This is a genomic window from Yersinia entomophaga (assembly GCF_001656035.1).
Taxonomy (GTDB): Bacteria; Pseudomonadota; Gammaproteobacteria; order Enterobacterales; family Enterobacteriaceae; genus Yersinia; species Yersinia entomophaga.
In genome coordinates this window covers 1,339,871-1,361,428 of sequence record NZ_CP010029.1, presented here as the reverse complement: position 1 = coordinate 1,361,428, position 21,558 = coordinate 1,339,871, and the positions used below count along the sequence as shown (strand labels likewise).

Genomic DNA, 21,558 nt, shown 5'->3' with positions numbered 1-21,558 from the left:
CGTTTTTTTATGCCTGTTTATCTGCAACGCGGCGGTTACACCGTTACCCGTTTGGTTTTAACCGTTAAGTTTTAATTCGTTACCCCTTAAACGTGTGGTAAAAATCATCTGAACACATACGGGGAATGGTGTTGGCTTGCGAATATCTAAGCTAACCTGCGCAGTATGAGTTTCTGAAAATCATATGCGCAGGTTAGATAACGGGAAGGGGATTACTGTCGCAAATAAACCTGTGGCAACTGATTTTCAGGATGACTGTACACGCCTAAATCCGCCTGATACCAACGGGTTAGTATGTCAGTATGCAGGACGTCCTGCGGCGTACCTGCGGCGACCAATCGGCCTTGATGCAGCAGCAAAATTCGATCGGCATACAGCGCAGCCAAATTGAGATCATGCAGGACACAACATACCGACAACGGTTGTTCCTGCGTGAGCTGCCGCAACAAACGCAAACTGTGTTGCTGGTGGTGTAAATCCAGCGCCGAGGTAGGTTCATCGAGGAACAAACAGCGGGGTGATGGCGCGCGTTGCCAGAGCTGGGCCAGCACGCGCGCTAGCTGAACGCGCTGCTGTTCACCGCCGGAAAGCTGGCGATAATCGCGTTTAGCCAGGCTGGTACAGCCGGTTTGTTCCATAACCTGTTGTACTGCCTCGTGCTCCTGTAGTTTTCCGTGGGGCGTCCGCCCCATCGTCACCACTTCTTCTACGCTAAACGGGAATTTCAGGTCGCTGTATTGGCGCATCACTGCCCGGGTTTTAGCCAATTGCTGCTGTGGCCAACTGGCCAGCGATTTGCCTAACATATGGCAATCGCCGCTGCTGGCGGGTAAATAGCCGGTGAGCAATCGCATCAGCGTGGACTTGCCCGCCCCGTTAGGGCCGATAATGGCGACCATTTCGCCGCTGCGAATCTGTAATGACACGTCTTGAATGAGCTGACGTCCACCTAAAGAGAAACACAGACTTTGCGCATCCAGTAATAGCGGTTGATTCGAATGAGATGAGTACGCTGAATTATCCACGGGCGCGCTCCGGTTGACGTAATACCAGCCACAAGAAGTAAGGGCCGCCGATCAGGCTGGTAATCAACCCTACCGGCATTTCCGCAGGCGCAACCAGAGTGCGGGCGATAGTATCGGCGGTCAGCAGCAGACAGGCTCCGCCCAAGGCCGCACCGGGAAGCAGCCAGCGATGATCGGCACCTAAACGCATCCGAATCAGATGAGGGATCACCAGACCGATAAAGCCAATTACGCCGCTCAAAGCCACGGCGGCGCCTACCAGTAATGCGCTGAGGAGTAACAGCAATAGCTTAGTGCGATTAACGTTAACGCCAAGATAATGCGCCTCTTCGTCACCTAATTGCAGCAAATTGAGTTTGCGCGCCTGGAATAGCGTGGCAGCGCAGGCTGGCAGCACTAACGAAGCGGCGATCAGCAAGGTTGGCCATTGAACCTGACTCAGGCTGCCCATCATCCATAGGGTAAATTGACGCAACTGTTGATCGCTGCTGAGATAGCTGAGAACCCCAATTGCCGCCATGCACAACGCGTTAATGGCGATACCGGCCAACAGCAATCGGGACAGATTGCCGTGGCCAAAGCGGCTGAGGGAGAAAATCAGCAGCGAAATTAGCACACTGCCGATAAACGCGGCGATAATATGCCCGTAAAAAGCCAGTACGCTGGGAATACTGAAAGGCAGAACGATAACCATAGCGACGAACAACGCCGCGCCGCTGCTGATGCCCAGTAACCCGGGATCGGCCAGCGGGTTGCGGAACAAACCTTGCATCACTGCGCCTGAGGTTGCCAGCGCACAACCCACCACGATAGCCAACAGTACGCGAGGCAAGCGAATATTCAGCCAAATCTGCCAAGAGGCGTCGTCCAGCGAGCTGTTCCACAGCGTGTGAAACGACAGCGTTAAAGCCCCCATATTGGCGGAACCCAGAGCCAGTAGAACCAATAGCGTCAGCAGGCCGCCCAGCGCATAACCGGGTGGCAAGTATCGTCTCATTTACTCTGCTCCGCCGCCGCGCGTATCTTGAGCAGCACATTAGGCGTTTCCAGGCCAAAGCCCAGCAGCGCCATATCATCTAGAATCAACACACGCTTGTGTTTACCGGCAGGCGTTAAGGACAGGCCGGGAAGCCGCCAGACTTTATCGAGGCCGCCGAGGGATTTCACGCCATCGGTGGTCAGTAATAGTAAATCCGGTGCGCTGGCGATCACGCCTTCCTGCGACAGCGGGCGATAGCGGTTAAAACCCTGCATGGCATTTTGCGCACCCGCAGCGCGAATCATCGCGTCCGCAGCGGTCTGCTGGCCAGCGGCCATAGGCGCAACGCCACCGTGGCTCATCACAAACAGCATTTTGACCGGCAGGGCGGTAGTGTTAACCGAGGCCAGTTTTTGCAGATAAGTTTGGCTAAGCTGCTGGCCTTTATCTGCCTGATTGACCGCAGTGGCGATCAGGGCAATTTTTTCCGGTACGGCTTCTGGCGTGGTATCACCGGGAATAGTGACCACTTTCACGCCGCTGTCGGTCAACTGTTTAAGCACCAGAGAGGGTTCAGCCAGTTCGCTGGCAAGCACCAGCGTTGGCTGCATCGCCAGAATCCCTTCGGCATTGAGTTGGCGCATATAACCTACGTCCGGTAGGCTGCGAATGGCTACAGGGGTCAGGCTGGTACTGTCGCGGGCGACCATTTTTGAACCTACGCCCAAGGCGTAGGTAATTTCAGAGACATCGCCACCGATGGTAACGATGCGGTCGGCCGCGACACTGGTCAGTGGCAGCGCCAATGTTAATGTCAGAAGCCAGTTTTTCATGCGGCGATGTCCTTGGTTGCCACTGCGGCAATCTGCTCGCGCCATTGGTTCTGCTCTGGCTGACCTTCGCTGCGCTGACCAAATAATTGCGCAATTTGGGTGCCATCTGCGGCGAACAGTTCAAGACTGGTAACGAAACCGTCTTTAGTCGGTTTTCGCGTTACCCAGCTTTCGGCAATAGTGCTGGCAATCAAATGCAGGGTGAAGCGACGGTTGTAAACGTTAATCCATTCTTGGAAAGGCGCTTCTTTCTCAATGTGTGGCATGACACGTTCAATCTGACCGGTGAAGATCTGCACGCAGCCGCCGTTGCCGACAAAGATCATGATTTCATTTTGTTGTTCTTTAGCCGCGTTCAGGATTTGCTCCAGCGCACTGTTATCTACCTGATAAGCCAAATCGTCGCCGACGGCGCGGAAAGCCTGCTGGCGCGTCAGGTTGTTACGTTTCAGCAACTGGAAGAACTGGTGAATGTCGGTCATTGCCCGCCATTCCTGATCGATTTGCTGATGATTGTCATTCGGTGTCACTTCAGCGGAGTCAGCCTTAGGCTGAATAACGATCTCCGGGTTGTTAGCGGTGCCGTATTTCTCGACCAAAGCATGCCATGCAGCCATGTCGGTCTCATCAGTGTTATACACTTTATGAACCGCATTACCTTGCAGATCAAAGAACTGGAAGCTAAAGCGTTCGCCGTGCTTCGTCGCTTCACGCAGAGCGAAAACGGTATCCCATTGGCCGAGGAACAGACGCAGATCCAGCTCACGCGGATTCAGGATCAAACCGGCGTGGCCGTTCAGGCTCTGATTCTGGTAACGACCCATTTGCTCGTGTACCGCGTAGTTATTGCGAGTAATAGATTTGGTCACGCCAACCGCTTCCAGTTCGGTCAGCAGAGTCCGAGCATCCACCTTCAGGCGCTCTGCACCGTGGCCTACGCGAGCGTGGGTCAATTCCGCTTCGCTGATACCAAGGATCTCTGCCAGATCGCGTGCAAATTTGCCTGGATTGTCGAGTTTAGCTTGCTCATATTGGGTAAACAGTATTGCTGACATTCATTCTCTCCTGTTGAGAAATACCTGAGCCAGAATCGAGTCTGGCTCAGGTAATTTAGACGGGGTAATTCATACCTGGGTATGAATTACCATTGATAGCTAACGAACAGTTTGGCGTTGCGGCCATCCTGCGGAATACCTTGTGGTGAGTAATACTCTTTATCGAAGGCGTTACCCAGCACGGCGGTGGTCGTCACCCCTTTGAACTGATCGCGGCCTTTATAGCTAATGTAGAAATCATTGACGCCGTAACCGGCTTGCTGTTTGGTGTTGCGGGTCACGATATTGTTACGTTCAACCATAGTGGCGACCCAACCCGCAGAGAAGCCTGTCGAGGCAATCGGGATATCCAATGCGCTGGTGACGGTGTCTGGATTGGTGCTGTCGAGGAATCCGCCGGTATCCATATTTTTGCCACGGGTACGGTTATAGGCCAGATTCCAGTTAAACCAATCGGTTTGGTAATCCATAGTGGCATCCCAACCCCATATTTTGGCGCGGTGAATATTAATAGAGGTGGTCGTGAGGTTATCGACTTTCATCTCAATTTTATCTTTGGCCTGCGTATCAAAATAGCTGGCCTTGAATTTCAGGCTGTCGTTCTCGGCTAATACGCCATCAAAGTTCAGGCCAAAACCGAACTCCTGCGTAGCATTGCTTTCGGGGCGCAGATTCGGATTGGGTTTCCAATAGTTATTAAATGGCCCCATCGAGAAGTGTTTGGAATCATTATATATTTCGCCCATTGTAGGAGCGCGAAAGGCTTGGGCATAAGAGCCGAAAACCATCAGCCAGTCGGTTGGGTTTACGGTGACAGCACCGCGCGACGACCATTTATCTGCGTCAACATCGGCATTGCTTTGGCTGCTGGCACTGTAGCTGTCGAAACGCGTACCCGCCAGCACGGTCACCGGCAGATCGCGTAGAGTAATTTCGTCCTGCGCCCAGCCGGAAGCAAAGTTGATTTTAGCCTGCGGGAAGCTGGTGGTGACGCCGCTAGGCGTTTGTTCCTGACGATAGGCTTCGGTGCCGTAGGTCAACAGGTGCGATGCAGCGCTGTCAGCGAACAGGCGAGTGCGATTTTCCAGTTTCGCGCCGTGGGTTTTCTGCTCGCGGCCTTCAAAGCCGGTGCCCCTGGTGGTGGTATCAATATTGACATCGGAGTAGTAGGCCGTTGCCGTGGCGTCCAGCCAATTCTGACCCTGCGGATGCAGCTTATAGCTCAACTGTGCATCGCGCTGAATGGTCGAGCGGTCGGTCATCAGGTTACCGGCGGAAGCGGCGGGCGTTTGGGGATTCTTTGGCTCCCGGGCGCGGTTATTGTAATAGCGCAGGTTGGTGCTCAGAGACTGGTTATCATCGATGATCCAGGTGCCTTTTGCCAGAACGTTACTAATCGCTTCGTCATTGGGCGCGCTGAAACCATTACTTTGGCGAAGATTACCTACGTCGCGAGTGCCAAAGGAAATCAAACCGTCCAAATCATCGGTTTTACCGAAGGCAGAAGCCCCCATGCCCAAGCTGTGATCACCGGTGGCACCTAAGCCAAATACGCGGTAACCGCTACTGTGACCCGGCTCCAGCAGATCGGCGGCATCAACGGTTTGATAGGAGATTACGCCACCCAATGCGCCGCTGCCGTATAGCATGGCCGCTGGGCCACGCACGATTTCAATCTGTTTGACCAGCATAGGATCGAGGAAGGTGCTATTGATATGGCCGGTGTCGGTGCCTTGACGGATGCCGTCGACCAGTGTCAATACGCCGTTACGGTTATAGCCGCGCAGGCTGACGTCCTGACCGTTAGTACGTCCCGTGCCTGAAATCAGGATGCCTGGCACGCGACGCAGCATATCGGCTGAGGTGCTGGCCGTCTGGCTGAGCGGCGAATCCCCTTCGATAACCGTCACCATCATCGGTGCGTCAAAGCTACTGCGCGGGTTACCCGTGGCGACAACGGTCATGGTTTCACTGGAATGGACCGCTTTTTTCTTGGCTGTTTCTGTTGTGGCAGCGGATTCGCTCGGTGCGGTAGGCGCGGCGTAGGCCAGCGAAGGAATGGCGCAGGCGATAGCCAAACTCAGCGATGACGCACGGAACAACGTAGATGAAGCACGAGACATCTGGCAATTCTCCATATGTAGTTAAACATAATCATTAGATTGCTGGCTGCCTCGATCGAACGATCTGGGTGGCTCGCGAAAAAGTATCTCAAGGAGCAGTTATTATTTGGTCAATATCAGCTTGCCGGATTTGGTCTGCCGCAGCTGATAAAATTGTCCTTGATGGTTGATGATGACGAGTCCATGTCTACCAAGCAGTTGCTCGCTATTGATGCAAGCAGGTTGCTCCACCAGCGGGAGAGAATCTTCTGCTCCGCTAGCCGTTGCAGGGTACAAATCGCTGTAAGTAGGGTTATTCATTAGATGCAAACGGAAATGGTTATCAATTTGATAATCATTATCATGTGAATGGGAGGTTACATCAAGCAAAATATTGCCTTGGACAACTTTTTTGATTTCCTGCTGTCTCTGGTCTATCTCATTAATTACAAAAAGAAAAAATTATATACAAAATAACGCTTCTGATGCAAAAGACGAGGCGACAGCCGAATAGCCCAATTTATTTAACAATTGGGGTTATTATTTCATGTAAAAGTCAGCGTTGAAGCCTGAGGGAATTCAGAAAAAATCAACCAGTTCAGATGCCTGATGACATCTGAACTGGCTAAATTTGAAGCATTAATGATTAACGCGGATTGTCGGTTGGGGCAGGTTAGAAACGGGTATTCACGGCGTCATTCAGAATTGCTAATAAATGTTCGGTATCGACCCAGTTCAGGCAAGGATCGGTGATGGATTGGCCGTAGGTTAACGGCTGTCCGGCCACGATTTTTTGCGTGCCCTCGACCAGGAAACTCTCCGCCATCACACCCACGATTGCCGTAGAACCGGCGCGAATTTGCTGACCGATGTCTTCGGCGACTTCCAACTGGCGACGATGCATTTTCTGGCAATTACCGTGGCTGAAATCGACCACCAAATGCTCGGGTAAATCGAATTCACGCAGGCTATCACAGGCAGCGGCAATGTCCGTAGCGCCATAATTAGGTTGTTTACCGCCGCGCATTATAATGTGGCCGTAAGGGTTACCGCTGGTTTGGTAGATGGTCATCTGGCCGGTTTTATCCGGCGACAGGAACATATGACCGGCCCGAGCCGCACGAATGGCGTCAATAGCGATACGGGTGTTGCCATCGGTGCCGTTTTTAAAGCCAACCGGACAGGACAACGCCGACGCCATTTCACGGTGGATCTGACTTTCCGTGGTGCGAGCGCCGATGGCACCCCAGCTAATTAAATCGGCAATATATTGCCCGGTCACCATATCCAGAAACTCGGTGGCCGTTGGTAATCCCAGTTCATTCACGCTCAGCAACAGCTTACGTGCCAATTCTATGCCAAGATTGACCTGACAGGAGCCATCTAGCGTCGGATCGGAGATCAAACCTTTCCAGCCCACCACGGTGCGAGGTTTTTCGAAATAGGTACGCATCACGATTTCCAGTCGATCTGCATAGCGTTCCCGCAGCACATTCAGGCGAGTAGCATAATCAATGGCAGCATCCAGATCGTGAATAGAGCAGGGGCCGACCACCACTAATAGACGAGGATCTTCACCGGTCAGGATTTTTTCAATGCGCTTACGTGACGCGGTCACGTTATTGGCTACGCCGGAAGAGATAGGCAACTTATCCGCCAACTGTTGTGGCGTGATCAGGCTATCGATGCGCGCGGTCCGCAGTTCATCTGTTTTATGCATGGATATTCTCTAAAAATGTTCTTCTCTGCGGCAGGAATACCGGGAAGTGATGGCGATCACAATAAACCAAAACCAGACGAATTCAACCGCCGCAGAGGAGATTAATAGAATTTATATCGAATTCGGTATATTCAATCATTTATATGAATGCAGCCTTAAAACATCCGGCGACTCATTCCTAAAATATCCAGGATTTTGGTCGATATCTCTTCAACGGAATAATTGGTGGAATTTAGATAGCGGATTTGATTCTTGCGAAACAGCGCCTCGACTTCGCCGACTTCCATACGACACTGTCGTAAAGAGGCATAACGACTGTTTTCCCGCCGCTCTTCACGAATTGCTGCCAGCCGCTCGGGGTTTATGGTTAAACCGAACAGTTTGTGCTGAAAGGGTTTAAGCGCCGCAGGTAACTGCAGATTATCCATATCATCGGCAATAAAAGGGTAGTTGGCGGCACGAATGCCAAATTGCATCGCCAGATACAGACTGGTGGGCGTTTTACCGCAACGAGATACGCCCAGCAAAATCACCTGCGCCTGATCCAGATTGCGCAACGAAATGCCGTCATCATGAGCCAGCGCATAATCGATAGCGGCGATACGGGCGTCGTATTTTCCCAAATTGCTTTCGGTCAGGCCGTGGGTGCGGTTGAGCACCGGCTGAGGCGCAACGCCCAGTTCGTCCTGGAGTGGCGCAACCAGCGACTGGACGATGTCCTGACAGAATCCCTCACTGCGTTGGATTATCTCGCGGACTTCCGACGAAATAATCGAATAGAACACCAGCGGGCGGACGCCGGTAGACTGATAAATCTCATTTATCTGCTGGCAAACCGCTTCAGCACGGGCGGCGCTTTCGACAAAAGGTAAGGTAAAGGTCGTGGCATCAACCGGAAACTGCGATAGCACGGCGTGCCCCAAGACTTCCGCCGTAATGGCGGTACCGTCTGAAATATAAAAAACGCTTCTTTCCACCCTGACTCCTTTAAGCCACTGCCCGAATAATCATCTGTGATCTGTCTGATAGTGTGCCTTATTCCCGTTTTGGGTAAAGCTTTTGCCGCAGAATTGCCCTTAAAAAATTTTTTTGTGTTGGGTTGATCGATTCACCTGTCCATAGCTAACGGAGCATTGTGCTAGTCTGATCCCTGCTGTTTAACAGCAAAGATAACTTTTATTCGTACCCTACTGAATGTAAAAGGATTGTTTAGATGTCGAACAATGGCCGAACCCTGCGTAATGTGCTTTGGTACAACCAGCTTGGTATGCACGATGTTGACCGTGTGGGCGGTAAGAATGCCTCCCTGGGTGAAATGATAACCAATCTTTCTGAACTGGGCGTTTCTGTTCCCAACGGATTTGCCACCACGGCCGAGGCGTTTAACGACTTTCTCGAGCAAAGTGGCGTTAACCAACGTATTTATGAGCTGCTGGATAACACCGACGTTGATGATATCGCGCAGTTGGCTAACGCCGGTGCCCAGATTCGTCAATGGGTGATTGATACGCCGTTCCATCCTGAGTTTGAACAAGCTATTCATGAAGCTTATCAACAGCTTGCCGACGGCGAGCCGGAAGCCTCCTTTGCCGTGCGCTCCTCGGCGACGGCGGAAGACATGCCCGATGCGTCCTTTGCGGGTCAACAAGAAACCTTCCTCAACGTTCAGGGTATCGATGCGGTGATGGTGGCGATTAAACATGTGTTTGCCTCCCTGTTTAATGACCGCGCCATCTCCTACCGGGTGCATCAGGGTTACGATCATCGCGGCGTGGCGCTGTCTGCCGGCGTTCAGCGGATGGTGCGCTCCGATCTGGCCTCGTCCGGCGTGATGTTCACCATCGATACCGAATCCGGTTTTGATCAGGTGGTATTTATCACCGCCGCCCACGGTTTGGGTGAGATGGTGGTGCAGGGCGCGGTTAATCCTGATGAATTCTACGTTCACAAACCTACGCTGCGTAATGGCAAACCGGCCATTGTTCGTCGCAATATGGGTTCGAAAAAAATTCGTATGGTGTATGCCGATAGCCAAGAACACGGCAAACAGGTGTGTATTGAAGATGTACCAGAAGATCTGCGCAATCGTTTCGCTTTGACCGATAAAGAAGTCGAATCCTTGGCTCATCAGGCTTTACTGATTGAGCAGCATTATGGTCGCCCGATGGATATCGAGTGGGCCAAAGACGGTCACACCGGCAAGCTGTTTATCGTACAGGCGCGTCCGGAAACCGTTCGTTCCAATGAACAAGTGATGGAACGCTACCTGTTGAACAACCAGAGCGAAGTGCTGGTTGAAGGGCGAGCTATCGGTCACCGAATCGGTTCAGGTCCGGTCAAAGTCATTCATGATATTAGCGAGATGGATCGCATTCAGCCCGGTGATGTTCTGGTGACAGATATGACCGATCCTGATTGGGAACCTATCATGAAAAAGGCGTCGGCCATTGTCACCAACCGCGGGGGGCGAACTTGTCATGCAGCGATTATTGCCCGTGAACTGGGGATTCCTGCGGTTGTGGGTTGTGGGGATGCCACCGATCGTCTGCGTGAAGGCCAGAAGGTGACCGTATCCTGCGCCGAAGGGGATACCGGCTTTGTCTATCAGGATCTACTGGACTTTTCAGTGCAAAGCTCCGAAGTGACCGAACTGCCTGAGTTACCGTTAAAAATCATGATGAACGTCGGTAATCCTGATCGTGCTTTTGACTTCGCCCGTTTGCCAAACGAAGGGGTTGGTCTGGCGCGTCTGGAGTTTATTATCAACCGCATGATAGGCGTGCACCCAAGGGCGCTGCTGGAATTTGATAAGCAGGAACCGGCGTTGCAGGCTGAAATTAAAGCGCTGATGCACGGCTACGACGATCCGGTTGAGTTTTACGTCGGCCGCCTGACCGAAGGCATTTCGACGTTGGGTGCGGCTTTCTGGCCAAAACGCGTGATCGTGCGTCTGTCTGACTTCAAATCCAACGAATACGCCAATCTGGTGGGCGGCGCGGCCTACGAACCTCATGAAGAGAACCCGATGCTGGGCTTCCGCGGTGCCGGTCGTTACGTGGCCGATAGCTTCCGTGATTGTTTCGCCTTGGAATGTGAAGCTGTCAAACGTGTGCGTAACGAAATGGGGTTAACCAACGTTGAAATCATGGTGCCATTCGTGCGTACCGTGGCGCAGGCGGAGGCGGTGGTAGCCGAACTGGCTAAGCAAGGGCTGAAACGTGGTGAGAATGGCCTGAAAGTCATTATGATGTGTGAAATCCCCTCGAACGCATTATTGGCCGATCAATTCCTCCAACATTTCGACGGATTCTCCATTGGTTCGAACGATATGACGCAGCTGACGTTGGGGCTGGATCGTGATTCCGGCGTGGTATCTGAGCTGTTTGATGAGCGCAACGAGGCGGTGAAAGCCTTGCTGTCGATGGCGATTCAGGCGGCAAAACGGCAGGGTAAATACGTCGGGATTTGTGGGCAGGGCCCGTCAGATCACGCCGATTTTGCTCTGTGGCTGATGGAGCAGGGCATTGATAGTCTGTCTCTGAACCCGGATACCGTAGTGCAAACCTGGATGGATTTGGGGCAGGTTAAACCTGTAACCCATTAATATCTAAGGTACGTCATTCTTTGAAGATCCGTAGCTTAGGCTGCGGATTTTTTTCTGGAATTTTATAACCTTTAGAAACTGTTTTTGATTGGGAATATAAGGGTGAGAGGCAATAATTCATTATTTGGCGCGGAAGACAAAAAAAAGCCCATCATAGGAGATAGGCAAAGACTACACACAGCAATTAGGGTATTCGGTGCTGATATTGCGATAAAGCAATAATCTACTGATTTATTTAAACATCTCAAATGAGTTGTCGATTAATAATAATCTTAAATAAAATAAGTTAGATAGTCATTAAGAATCATCCTAATAAAAACGGTTGTTTATCAGTGACTAAATGAAAGAGTGTGGGCGGTTTTATAGTGAATAACAATGCTGTTTTAATAAACTTGAGTTTCTTAACGTGAAAAAAGAATGGAGAGTGTTGAACCTAAAGCTTTATCTATTATTTGGGCAAGGAGGGAATGAGAAAATAATGGCTCGCCAGTATTACCAACGAGCCATTGTGCTATTAGAGTTCATCTAAGTGTTTAGCGACTTCGGCGACATCTTCTACCGGCTCAGGCGCTTCATGAATCCAGGCGCTCACCAGGCGATATGAGACGGCCAGAACCACCGGGCCAATAAACAGGCCAATCATGCCGAAGGAGAGCAAACCGCCGATAACGCCAGACAGAATCAGGATCATAGGCAGGTCTGCGCCCATACGGATCAGCACTGGCCGCAGCACGCCGTCTAGCGTTCCGACTACGCAGCTCCAGACCAATAGCAGAGTGCCAAAAGTATTGTCCCCGCTCCAGTACAGCCAGATAACCGCCGGAACCAGTACGAGTAAGGGGCCAAGTTGCGCGACGCAGCAAACAAACATCACTACCGTCAATAACATCGCGTAGGGGATGCCGGCGATAGCCAGTCCAATTCCGCCCAGAATCCCTTGCACCAGCGCGGTAACAACCACGCCCAACGCTACGGCCCGAATGGCTTGCGCCGCCAGTATGACGGCAGCATCGCCGCGTTTATCTGCCAGACGAACGGCAAAATGGCGAATCCCCAGTGCGACGTTTTCACCGTGGAAATACAGCAGGATACTGAATAACACCATTAGAGTCAGATGCAGCAGGAAGCGGCCAACGTGAGCGGCCTGAGCCACAAACCAGGTGGCGGTTTCCCCCACGTAAGGCTGAACTTTCGCCATTAGCGCATTGCCGCCGCCGGCTATCAGGGTATGCCAGCTGCTGTAGAGTTTGTTACCGAGCATCGGAACAGATTTTAGCCATGCCATTTCCGGTATCTGTAAATTCGCCGGACTGCTGGCCCATTTAATTAACGGAGCGCTATTTTCCAAAACGCTACTGACCAACAGCGCAATTGGGATAACGAACAGCAGAATTAACAGCAGTGTCATAATGACAACGGCTAATGAGCGCCGTCCCCAAAGTAACCCCTGCAAACGAATCAATAAAGGCCAGGTAGCAATAACCACCATTCCCGCCCAGGCGAACCCCAAAATAAAGGGTTGAACCACCCAGAAGCTGGCAATGATCATTATCAAAATGAATATCACGCCAAATATGAGTTTGGGTAAGTCGTAACGATGTTGTTGCGGGTAATTCATCGGTGAGTTCTCGTTTCGATAAGTAGGGCAAGGTCGCCGTATTCGGACTGACTGTCTAATCATGGTGTATTTTTGCGTAATTTAACAGATTCATAGCATTTTTACTGACGGAGCTGAGTAATAAAAGCACGCTTATTTTGTGAGGTAGATTCATTCGCGAATCATTTGGTTCGGGGAATAGCCGGTGTTACAGCGATGTCGTTCTATTGAGAGAAATATCACAGAGGTATCGCGTTATAGAGAGAGAATGCCGCAGAGCTAGACTCGACGCTAATGGCACCAGCGGCGCGGAATGGTTTACATCTTCTTATGCCAACCCCGTATTCGTGTTTTACAACGCCGGTTTTACCGCGACGTTTGCTGCCTGAAAGTTTCTGACGTGGGCTTTTTTACACTCTATGCGAGTTGATCTGTTCGTTGGCAGGGCAATATAAAATGTTGATCGTTAATCAATTATTATTCTATTCCTCCCTGCAATGAGCCAAGCCTTTCTCATCATTCTGAATTGTCATAAATGATTCGACAAGAGCATTAACAAGCGGCTAACCTTTCTGCCACTGGAGTACGTATATTCGCTGATGTGACAGGGTGATGCGCGGCGGATGGCGTGTGTGAAAACAACATAGATAGGGTCAACCATAATGATCCCACGGATTTCTCAGGCCCCTGGCGTCTTACCGCTGGTGCTGGACTTTTTGAAGGCATTGAAGCAACACGGTTTTACCGGCGACACCGCCACCGATTACGCCGACCGCCTGACGATGGCAACGGACAACAGTATCTACCAATTGCTGCCCGATGCGGTGGTATTCCCGCGATCCACCGCCGATGTCACCCTGATTGGTCGTTTGGCCGGAGAATCGACGTTTCAATCTTTGACCTTTGCCCCACGTGGCGGCGGCACAGGCACCAACGGTCAAGCACTGAATACCGGTATTGTGGTGGATATGTCCCGCCATATGAATCGCATTCTGGAAATCAACACTGAGCAAGGCTGGGTGCGAGTTGAAGCCGGTGTGATTAAAGATCAACTTAATCAATATTTGCGTCCGCACGGCTATTTCTTCTCTCCCGAACTCTCTACCAGCAACCGCGCCACGTTAGGCGGCATGATTAATACCGATGCTTCCGGGCAAGGCTCGTTGGTGTATGGCAAAACGTCCGATCATGTTTTAGGTCTGCGAGCGGTGCTTTTGGGGGGCGAACTGCTGGATACTCGCGCGCTGCCAACTGCTCAGGCCGAAGCGATCGCCGCCGAGGAGTCGGTAATTGGGCGTATTTATCGTAGCGTGCTGGAGAGTTGTCGGGATAACCGCGCGCTGATTCTGGAAAAATTCCCCAAACTGAACCGTTTCCTGACCGGTTACGATCTGCGCCATGTTTTGAGTGATGATCTGCAATCTTTTGATTTAACACGTATTCTATGCGGGTCGGAAGGCACGCTGGCCTTTATTACCGAAGCCAAGCTGGACATTACCCGTCTGCCGAAAGTGCGGCGTTTGGTGAACGTTAAATATGATTCCTTCGATTCGGCCTTGCGCAATGCGCCTTTCATGGTGGAAGCCAAGGCGCTGTCGGTGGAAACGGTGGATTCTAAGGTGCTGAATCTGGCCAGAGAAGACATTGTGTGGCATTCAGTTAAAGAATTGATCACCGATGTGCCAGATAAGACGCTATTGGGACTGAATATTGTCGAATTCGCCGGAGATGATCGGGAACTTATCGACGAGCAAATGGCCTCGTTGTGTCAGCGGTTAGATGAATTGATGTCTACGCAGCAGGGCGGTGTGATTGGCTATCAGATTTGTGACGATCTGGCCGGTATTGAGCGCATCTACGGTATGCGTAAAAAAGCCGTAGGATTGCTCGGAAACAGTAAGGGTCAGGCTAAACCCATTCCTTTTGCCGAAGATACCTGCGTTCCGCCGCAAAATCTGGCGGACTATATCGTCGAATTCCGTCAGTTGCTGGATAGCCATAACCTGAGTTATGGCATGTTTGGTCACGTAGACGCCGGCGTGCTGCATGTGCGTCCGGCTTTGGACATGTGCGATCCGCAGCAGGAAATGCTGATGAAACAGCTTTCCGATCGGATAGTCGAGCTGACTGCGCGTTACGGGGGCTTACTGTGGGGAGAACACGGAAAAGGTTTCCGCGCTGAATATAGCCCGGGTTTCTTCGGTGAAAAACTGTATCACGAGCTGCGGCGCATTAAGTCTGCTTTCGATCCGCTCAATCGCCTGAATCCGGGGAAAATCTGTTCTCCGTTAGACAGTGATGCGCCGATGATGAAAGTCGATACCTCGGCAAAACGCGGCATAAAGGATCGACAAATTCCGCTGACGGTGCGCACGTCATTCCGCGGCGCAATGGAATGTAACGGCAACGGATTATGCTTTAATTTCGATGCTCGCAGCCCGATGTGTCCTTCAATGAAAATCAGCGGCAACCGCATTCATTCCCCGAAAGGTCGCGCCACATTGGTGCGGGAATGGCTGCGTTTGCTGAGCGAACAGGGCGTCGATCCTCTGGTACTGGAAAACGGCCTGGCTAATCGCCGGCCTAGCCTGCGTGGACTGATCGAAAAAACCAGACATAGCTGGCGCGCCAATCGAGGGGACTACGATTTCTCCCATGAAGTGAAGGAGGCGATGTCAGGCTGTCTGGCCTGCAAAGCCTGTTCGACTCAATGCCCGATTAAAATTGACGTGCCGGGGTTCCGTTCGCGCTTCCTGCAGCTGTATCACACCCGTTATCACCGTCCGTTGCGTGATTACGTGGTCGCTGGCGTGGAAAGCTATACGCCGCTGATGGCCAAGGCGCCCAACCTGTTCAATTTCTTCCTGAAACAGCCGTGGGTGAGCGAACTGAGTCGCCGGAGTATTGGGATGGTGGATTTACCGCTGCTCTCGACGCCGACCCTGAAACAGGCGCTTTCCGGCCACTATGCCAGCACGATGACGATGGAACAGTTGGAAAAACTGAGTGATGAAGAACGTAGCCATCATGTGCTAATTGTACAGGATCCTTTTACCAGTTATTACGATGCACAGGTGGTGGCTGATTTTGTTCGATTGGTAGAAAAACTCGGTTTTAATCCGGTCTTGCTGCCGTTTTCGCCTAATGGTAAAGCCCAACATATCAAAGGTTTTTTACAGCGATTCGCTAAAACTGCGACTAAAACCGCCGAGTTCCTTAATCGAATTTCCTTATTAGGCATGCCGCTGGTGGGCGTCGATCCGGCCTTGGTACTGTGCTATCGCGATGAATATCAGGAAATGCTTGGAGAGCGTCGCGGTCACTTTAAGGTGCAACTGGTACATGAATGGTTACAGACGACATTGCCGGATAGCCCAGCGCAGCCATTGAACGATGAACCTTGGTATTTGTTTGGCCACTGTACTGAAAGCACCGCGCTACCGGCCAGCGGGCAGCAGTGGGCGGGGATATTTTCACGCTACGGCGCGCGGCTGGAAAACGTCAGCGTTGGCTGTTGCGGTATGGCGGGCACCTACGGTCACGAATCGAAGAATCTCCATAACTCGATCGGAATTTATGAACTATCATGGCAGCAGGCATTGCAGAAATTGCCGGAAAAACGCTGTCTGGCAACGGGTTATTCATGCCGTAGCCAGGTAAAACGAATGGAAGGAAATAGCCTCAGGCATCCGTTACAGGCTCTATTGGAGATAGTTTAATGCTTTGGAAACGAGCAGCTACGCTGGCAGACTTGAATCAAGTGGGTGAAGGTTGCATGGTGTCCCATTTGGGCATCGAAATTACCCGCATCGGGGACAATGAAATCGAAGGGACAATGCCGGTGGATCACCGCACGCGCCAGCCTTTTGGCCTACTGCACGGCGGGGCGTCTGTGGTGTTGGCGGAATCGCTGGGCTCAATGGCGGGTTATCTATCCACCGAATGTGATCAACAGGTGGTAGGGTTGGAAATTAATGCCAACCACCTGAGAGCGGTGCGGGAAGGGGTGGTTCGCGGCGTGTGTCGGGCGGTTCACGCTGGCCGTACTCATCAGGTTTGGCAGATCGAGATTTTCGATCAGCAGGATCGGCTTTGCTGTACATCACGTCTCACTACGGCAATTTTAGGCAGCTAGCGTCTGTCTTCATTTTGCCTAATCTGAAGCGGTATTTTCAGAACCGGACAGCGCCGGTTCTGAATATTTCTTAATCCTTGTCAGACACAGTTTCCTTTCATTCAATCCCTTACCCGCGAACGGCTTATTTTTTCACGATCAAATCGGTCACTTTTTGCCGTAGAGGTTTCCTCCGAGGGGGATTTTCGGCTAAAGTTAGCGTAGAAATAGGTATTTCCTATGAATGTTTAAAATTATTAGAAGTAAAGGGAAATTGGCCTCTAATAATGCAGGGTTTTCAGTTATTATTATGAAATATATTGTGTGATTTCATAATGATAATATTGTGCGACTCTCTTCCGTTTTTTCTGGCCATCGCAGCGTTCCTTATAGGTTGCCGCCTCACCCGGGGTTAAAAAGGCACTTTTCTTAATATCCCTGCAAAACAAACGGTTGAAGTGATAATTATTATCACTACCATTGTGAACAATCTGTGTTGACGCCGAGTGAGGTTCAACCAGCATAATAACAACTAATAAGGTTGTTGAGATAGATAAGGTAGGTCATATGCAACAGGATACAGTTGGTACATTTTCACTCGACGACAATGATTGGCAGGGCGTCACCATTACTGACAGTGCCGCCGCGCAGATTGCCCGCTTAATGCAGCAAGATCCCGAAGTGAAAGGGCTGCATCTGGGCGTTAAACAATCCGGCTGCGCCGGGTTTGCCTACGTGATGGACATGGCAAAAAACCCTGCCAATGACGATCTGGTTTTCGAGCATGGCGAAGCCAAAATTTTTGTACCGTTAAAAGCGATGCCTTTTATTGATGGCACGGAAGTAGATTATGTCCGCGAAGGGCTGAATCAGATCTTTAAATTTAATAATCCTAAAGCTCAGCATGCCTGCGGTTGTGGCGAGAGTTTTGGCGTTTGAGTGATGTAAACGAAATGACACGAAGCAATGTAGAAGTTCCAGATGATGTGCAGGCTTGGGTCAGTGATGGTCGTTACAAAGAAGGCTTCTTTACCCATTTAGCCACCGATGAGTTGGCCAAAGGCATCAACGAAGATGTGGTGCGAGCGATTTCGGCCAAACGTAACGAACCTGAGTGGATGCTGGAATTCCGTCTCGGTGCTTATCGAAGCTGGCTGGAGATGGAAGAACCGCATTGGCTGAAAGCCCACTATCAAAGCCTGGATTATCAGGATTACAGCTATTACTCGGCACCATCTTGCGGTAGCTGCGATGACAACTGCGGTTCCCAACCCGGCGCAGTGCAGCAGCCGACCGACGGCGAAGATCTCGGCACCGCCGCCAATGATTATCTCACCGCAGAAGTGGAAAACGCCTTTGCCCAGTTAGGGGTTCCGGTTCGTGAAGGGGCGGAAGTGGCGGTAGATGCGATTTTTGATTCGGTTTCGGTCGCCACCACTTATCGTGAAAAACTGGCTGGCCACGGGATTATTTTCTGCTCTTTTGGTGAAGCAATTCAGGAATTCCCGGATCTGGTTCGCAAATACCTCGGCAGTGTAGTGCCCGCCAAAGATAACTTCTTTGCCGCATTGAACGCCGCCGTGGCTTCGGACGGCACCTTCGTATACGTGCCGAAAGGCGTGCGTTGCCCGATGGAGCTTTCTACCTACTTCCGGATTAACGCGGCGAAAACCGGCCAGTTCGAACGCACCATTCTGATTGCCGATGAAGACAGCTACGTAAGCTATATCGAAGGCTGTTCTGCGCCGGTGCGTGATACCTATCAGTTGCATGCGGCGGTGGTGGAAGTGATTCTGCACAAAAATGCCGAAGTGAAATATTCCACGGTGCAAAACTGGTTTGCCGGTACGGCCAGCACCGGCGGCATTCTCAACTTTGTTACCAAGCGCGCTCTGTGTGAAGGGGAAGGTTCAAAAATGTCGTGGACTCAGTCGGAAACCGGCTCGGCCATTACTTGGAAATACCCGAGCGTGATTTTGCAGGGCGATAACTCCATCGGCGAATTCTTCTCCGTGGCGTTGACCAACGGTTATCAGCAGGCCGATACCGGCACCAAGATGATCCACATTGGCAAAAATACTAAATCCACCATTATCGCCAAGGGGATTTCCGCCGGCCATAGCCAGAATACCTATCGTGGTCTGGTGAAAATCCTACCGAGTGCGGAAAATGCCCGTAACTTTACCCAGTGCGACTCGATGTTGATTGGGCCGGATTCCGGCGCGCACACCTTCCCGTATGTGGAAGTGCGCAACAACAGCGCTCAGTTGGAACACGAAGCCACCACCTCCAAGATTGGCGATGACCAACTGTTCTATTGTCTGCAGCGGGGCATCAGCGAAGATGACGCTATCTCGATGATCGTCAACGGATTCTGTAAAGATGTCTTCTCGGAATTACCGCTGGAATTTGCCGTCGAAGCGCAGAAATTGCTCGCCATTAGCCTGGAACACAGCGTGGGTTAATCCCGTGGCATTTGCACCGCACAGCGTTGCGCCACGGCGCACAAAGGAAACAGCATGTTAAGCATCAAGAATTTAAAAGTCAGCGTAGAAGGCAACGAGATCCTCAAAGGCCTGAATCTGGAAATCAAACCCGGTGAAGTTCATGCCATCATGGGGCCGAACGGCTCGGGTAAAAGTACCTTGTCCGCCACGCTGGCCGGCCGTGAAGAATATGAAGTCACCGCAGGCGAAGTGATCTTTAAAGGTAAGGATCTGTTGGCGCTGGATCCGGAAGAACGCGCCGGTGAAGGGGTTTTCCTGGCGTTCCAGTATCCGGTAGAAATTCCCGGTGTCAGTAACCATTTCTTCCTGCAAACGGCCGTGAATGCGGTACGTAAATACCGTGAAGAAGAACCTTTAGATCGCTTCGATTTTTCCGATTTCATTGAAGAAAAAATTGAACTGTTGAAGATGCCGGAAGATTTGCTGACTCGTTCGGTGAACGTTGGTTTCTCCGGCGGTGAGAAAAAACGTAATGACATCCTGCAAATGGCGGCGTTGGAGCCAGATCTGTGCATTCTGGATGAAACCGACTCCGGTCTGGACATCGATGCGTTAAAAATCGTGGCGAACGGGGTGAACTCTCTACGCAATGAAAAACGTGCTTTCATCATCGTAACCCACTATCAACGTATTCTGGATTACGTGAAGCCCGACTTCGTACACGTGCTGTATCAGGGCAAAATTATCAAGTCCGGTGACTTCTCGCTAGTCAAACAGTTGGAGGAGCAAGGCTATGGCTGGCTTACCGACCAACAGTAATAACCCGCATCAGAACAGTGCTACGGTACTGCAGCAACTGAGTCAATTGGTACAGCAAGGCGCTCGCGGTGGGCGTGCCGATAGCCATTGGCAGCAGGCTCAGAGGTTGGGTTTCCCAACCGCAAAGCATGAAGACTGGAAATATACGCCGATTAACCACTTGCTTGAACAACGTTTTGGCTTTGCTCAGACACAGGTTAGCTCACAGCAGTTAACCGCGCTGGCGCTGCCGCTAGACGCCTATCGTCTGGTCTTTGTGGACGGCCGTTTCGACGCCAGCCTGAGCGATACCGAATTCGGTGTTTATCTGGTTAGCCCACTGACTGCTGCCTCCGAATTGCCTGCCCCGGTGCAATCTGAGGTATTCCTGCATCTGACGGAAAGTCTGGCGCAGGAGGGCACAGTGATTCGTCTGCCAGCGGGAAAACAGGCGGAAAAACCGCTATATCTGCTGCATATCAGCTCTGGTGCAGATACTGAGCTGGTGAATACCAGCCACTATCGCCACCATGTGATGCTGGAAGCGAATACTCAGGCTGATATTGTCGAGCATTATGTCAGCCTGAATGATTTGCCTCACTTTACCGGCGCGCGGCTGACCATTTCTGTCGGCGACAATGCCCAACTGAGCCACTGCAAGCTGGCCTTTGAAACGCCGCAAAGCTATCACTTTGCTCATAATGACGTGGTGATGGGACGTGACGCTCGCGCCAGAAGCTACAGTTTCTTGCTGGGTGCCGGTCTGACTCGCCATAACACCAGCGCCCAGCTTAACGGCGAGGGCGCAAGTTTATCGATGAACAGCCTGCTGTTACCTATTGGCCGCGAAGTTTGTGATACCCGAACCTATCTGGAACACAATAAAGGCTATTGCGAAAGCCGTCAGCTACATAAAACCGTGGTGCGGGAGCGGGGCAAGGCCGTGTTTAACGGCATGATCAAGGTGGCACAGCACGCGCTGAAAACCGACGGTCAGATGACCAATAACAACCTGTTGTTGAGCAAACTGGCAGAGGTGGACACCAAACCGCAGCTGGAAATTTACGCCGATGACGTGAAGTGCAGCCACGGTGCGACCGTCGGGCGGATTGACGCCGAACAGCTGTTCTATCTACAGTCCCGCGGTATCAGTCAGGCCGATGCTCAGCAAATGATTATCTTTGCTTTCGCTGCGGAATTGACCGAAGCGATGAGCAACGAAACCATCCGTAAACTGGTGATGGAGCGGATTGCCGAGCGTCTGGCGGGAGAATAATGATGAGA

At 51.5% G+C, this 21,558-nt stretch carries 15 protein-coding genes, 1 other RNA gene and 2 pseudogenes; 7 read left to right on the top strand and 11 right to left on the bottom strand.

The genetic code is table 11. From position 1 onward, the window contains the following. Nucleotides 1-212: 212 nt before the first annotated feature. From PL78_RS06090 to ppsR, 9 genes and pseudogenes are all read right to left on the bottom strand, one after another. Nucleotides 213-1,025 (bottom strand): heme ABC transporter ATP-binding protein, encoded by an 813-nt coding sequence (locus PL78_RS06090; protein WP_179207941.1) that lies wholly within the window; start codon nucleotides 1,023-1,025, stop codon nucleotides 213-215. Continuing rightward, entirely contained in the window at nucleotides 1,018-2,022 is a 1,005-nt protein-coding gene (locus PL78_RS06085; protein ID WP_064514010.1) for a FecCD family ABC transporter permease, read from the bottom strand. The genes PL78_RS06090 and PL78_RS06085 overlap by 8 nt, the downstream gene beginning before the upstream one ends. Further along, the gene (locus PL78_RS06080) at nucleotides 2,019-2,837 is read right to left on the bottom strand and encodes a heme/hemin ABC transporter substrate-binding protein (RefSeq protein WP_064514008.1); all 819 of its coding nucleotides are present in this window, start codon (nucleotides 2,835-2,837) and stop codon (nucleotides 2,019-2,021) included. The genes PL78_RS06085 and PL78_RS06080 overlap by 4 nt, the downstream gene beginning before the upstream one ends. After that, a pseudogene (locus PL78_RS21060) lies at nucleotides 2,834-3,337 on the bottom strand (ChuX/HutX family heme-like substrate-binding protein); the annotation flags it as partial. The pseudogene PL78_RS21060 and the gene PL78_RS06080, both read right to left, overlap by 4 nt. 95 nt (nucleotides 3,338-3,432) lie before the next feature. After that, a pseudogene (locus PL78_RS21055) lies at nucleotides 3,433-3,892 on the bottom strand (ChuX/HutX family heme-like substrate-binding protein); the annotation flags it as partial. 86 nt (nucleotides 3,893-3,978) lie between these two features. After that, on the bottom strand, nucleotides 3,979-6,015 hold the full coding sequence (locus PL78_RS06070) for a TonB-dependent hemoglobin/transferrin/lactoferrin family receptor (RefSeq protein ID WP_064514004.1): 2,037 nt from the start codon (nucleotides 6,013-6,015) through the stop codon (nucleotides 3,979-3,981). 102 nt (nucleotides 6,016-6,117) lie between these two features. Then, nucleotides 6,118-6,315 carry a hemin uptake protein HemP gene (gene hemP / locus PL78_RS06065; RefSeq protein ID WP_120805601.1) on the bottom strand — a complete coding sequence of 66 codons (198 nt, stop codon included), beginning with the start codon at nucleotides 6,313-6,315 and terminating at the stop codon, nucleotides 6,118-6,120. A gap of 352 nt (nucleotides 6,316-6,667) precedes the next feature. After that, on the bottom strand, nucleotides 6,668-7,714 hold the full coding sequence (locus PL78_RS06060) for a 3-deoxy-7-phosphoheptulonate synthase (RefSeq protein ID WP_064514002.1): 1,047 nt from the start codon (nucleotides 7,712-7,714) through the stop codon (nucleotides 6,668-6,670). 155 nt (nucleotides 7,715-7,869) lie between these two features. Then, nucleotides 7,870-8,691 (bottom strand): posphoenolpyruvate synthetase regulatory kinase/phosphorylase PpsR, encoded by an 822-nt coding sequence (gene ppsR, locus PL78_RS06055; protein ID WP_064514000.1) that lies wholly within the window; start codon nucleotides 8,689-8,691, stop codon nucleotides 7,870-7,872. 236 nt (nucleotides 8,692-8,927) lie between these two features. On the opposite strand from ppsR, the gene ppsA reads away from it, so the two are divergent. Further along, the gene (gene ppsA, locus PL78_RS06050; RefSeq protein WP_064513998.1) at nucleotides 8,928-11,318 is read left to right on the top strand and encodes a phosphoenolpyruvate synthase; all 2,391 of its coding nucleotides are present in this window, start codon (nucleotides 8,928-8,930) and stop codon (nucleotides 11,316-11,318) included. A gap of 136 nt (nucleotides 11,319-11,454) precedes the next feature. On the opposite strand, the gene rprA is transcribed toward ppsA, so the two are convergent. Both rprA and ydiK read right to left on the bottom strand, forming a co-directional pair. After that, nucleotides 11,455-11,559, bottom strand: an RNA gene (gene rprA / locus PL78_RS06045) — antisense sRNA RprA. 273 nt (nucleotides 11,560-11,832) lie between these two features. Continuing rightward, on the bottom strand, nucleotides 11,833-12,936 hold the full coding sequence (ydiK, locus tag PL78_RS06040; RefSeq protein ID WP_064513996.1) for an AI-2E family transporter YdiK: 1,104 nt from the start codon (nucleotides 12,934-12,936) through the stop codon (nucleotides 11,833-11,835). 641 nt (nucleotides 12,937-13,577) lie between these two features. On the opposite strand from ydiK, the gene ydiJ reads away from it, so the two are divergent. The 6 genes from ydiJ to sufD all read left to right on the top strand — a co-directional run bounded on the left by ydiJ (nucleotide 13,578) and on the right by sufD (nucleotide 21,550). Beyond that, nucleotides 13,578-16,634, top strand: coding sequence for a D-2-hydroxyglutarate dehydrogenase YdiJ (gene ydiJ, locus PL78_RS06035; protein WP_064513994.1), 3,057 nt, complete (start codon nucleotides 13,578-13,580; stop codon nucleotides 16,632-16,634). Continuing rightward, nucleotides 16,634-17,050, top strand: a complete 417-nt coding sequence (locus PL78_RS06030) for a hotdog fold thioesterase (protein WP_064513993.1) — start codon at nucleotides 16,634-16,636, stop codon at nucleotides 17,048-17,050. Before ydiJ ends, PL78_RS06030 begins: the two co-directional genes overlap by 1 nt. Before the next feature lie 546 nt (nucleotides 17,051-17,596). After that, a complete protein-coding gene (gene sufA, locus PL78_RS06025) occupies nucleotides 17,597-17,968 on the top strand; it encodes a Fe-S cluster assembly scaffold SufA (protein ID WP_064513991.1) in 372 nt (123 codons plus the stop codon). A gap of 14 nt (nucleotides 17,969-17,982) precedes the next feature. Beyond that, nucleotides 17,983-19,494 carry a Fe-S cluster assembly protein SufB gene (gene sufB, locus PL78_RS06020; RefSeq protein WP_064513990.1) on the top strand — a complete coding sequence of 504 codons (1,512 nt, stop codon included), beginning with the start codon at nucleotides 17,983-17,985 and terminating at the stop codon, nucleotides 19,492-19,494. A 54-nt stretch (nucleotides 19,495-19,548) separates the two neighbouring features. Beyond that, nucleotides 19,549-20,295 (top strand): Fe-S cluster assembly ATPase SufC, encoded by a 747-nt coding sequence (sufC, locus tag PL78_RS06015; RefSeq protein WP_064513987.1) that lies wholly within the window; start codon nucleotides 19,549-19,551, stop codon nucleotides 20,293-20,295. After that, nucleotides 20,270-21,550 (top strand): Fe-S cluster assembly protein SufD, encoded by a 1,281-nt coding sequence (gene sufD / locus PL78_RS06010; protein ID WP_064513985.1) that lies wholly within the window; start codon nucleotides 20,270-20,272, stop codon nucleotides 21,548-21,550. The genes sufC and sufD overlap by 26 nt, the downstream gene beginning before the upstream one ends. Nucleotides 21,551-21,558 lie beyond the last annotated feature (8 nt).

Excerpts from the sequence above, each read along its gene's own strand:
- PL78_RS06085 (WP_064514010.1), bottom strand. The coding sequence starts at position 2,022 with ATGAGACGATACTTGCCACCCGGTTATGCGCTGGGCGGCCTGCTGACG.
- PL78_RS06080 (WP_064514008.1), bottom strand. The coding sequence starts at position 2,837 with ATGAAAAACTGGCTTCTGACATTAACATTGGCGCTGCCACTGACCAGT.
- PL78_RS06070 (WP_064514004.1), bottom strand. The coding sequence starts at position 6,015 with ATGTCTCGTGCTTCATCTACGTTGTTCCGTGCGTCATCGCTGAGTTTG.
- hemP (WP_120805601.1), bottom strand. The coding sequence starts at position 6,315 with ATGAATAACCCTACTTACAGCGATTTGTACCCTGCAACGGCTAGCGGA.
- PL78_RS06060 (WP_064514002.1), bottom strand. The coding sequence starts at position 7,714 with ATGCATAAAACAGATGAACTGCGGACCGCGCGCATCGATAGCCTGATC.
- ppsA (WP_064513998.1), top strand. The coding sequence starts at position 8,928 with ATGTCGAACAATGGCCGAACCCTGCGTAATGTGCTTTGGTACAACCAG.
- ydiK (WP_064513996.1), bottom strand. The coding sequence starts at position 12,936 with ATGAATTACCCGCAACAACATCGTTACGACTTACCCAAACTCATATTT.
- ydiJ (WP_064513994.1), top strand. The coding sequence starts at position 13,578 with ATGATCCCACGGATTTCTCAGGCCCCTGGCGTCTTACCGCTGGTGCTG.
- PL78_RS06030 (WP_064513993.1), top strand. The coding sequence starts at position 16,634 with ATGCTTTGGAAACGAGCAGCTACGCTGGCAGACTTGAATCAAGTGGGT.
- sufA (WP_064513991.1), top strand. The coding sequence starts at position 17,597 with ATGCAACAGGATACAGTTGGTACATTTTCACTCGACGACAATGATTGG.
- sufB (WP_064513990.1), top strand. The coding sequence starts at position 17,983 with ATGACACGAAGCAATGTAGAAGTTCCAGATGATGTGCAGGCTTGGGTC.
- sufC (WP_064513987.1), top strand. The coding sequence starts at position 19,549 with ATGTTAAGCATCAAGAATTTAAAAGTCAGCGTAGAAGGCAACGAGATC.
- sufD (WP_064513985.1), top strand. The coding sequence starts at position 20,270 with ATGGCTGGCTTACCGACCAACAGTAATAACCCGCATCAGAACAGTGCT.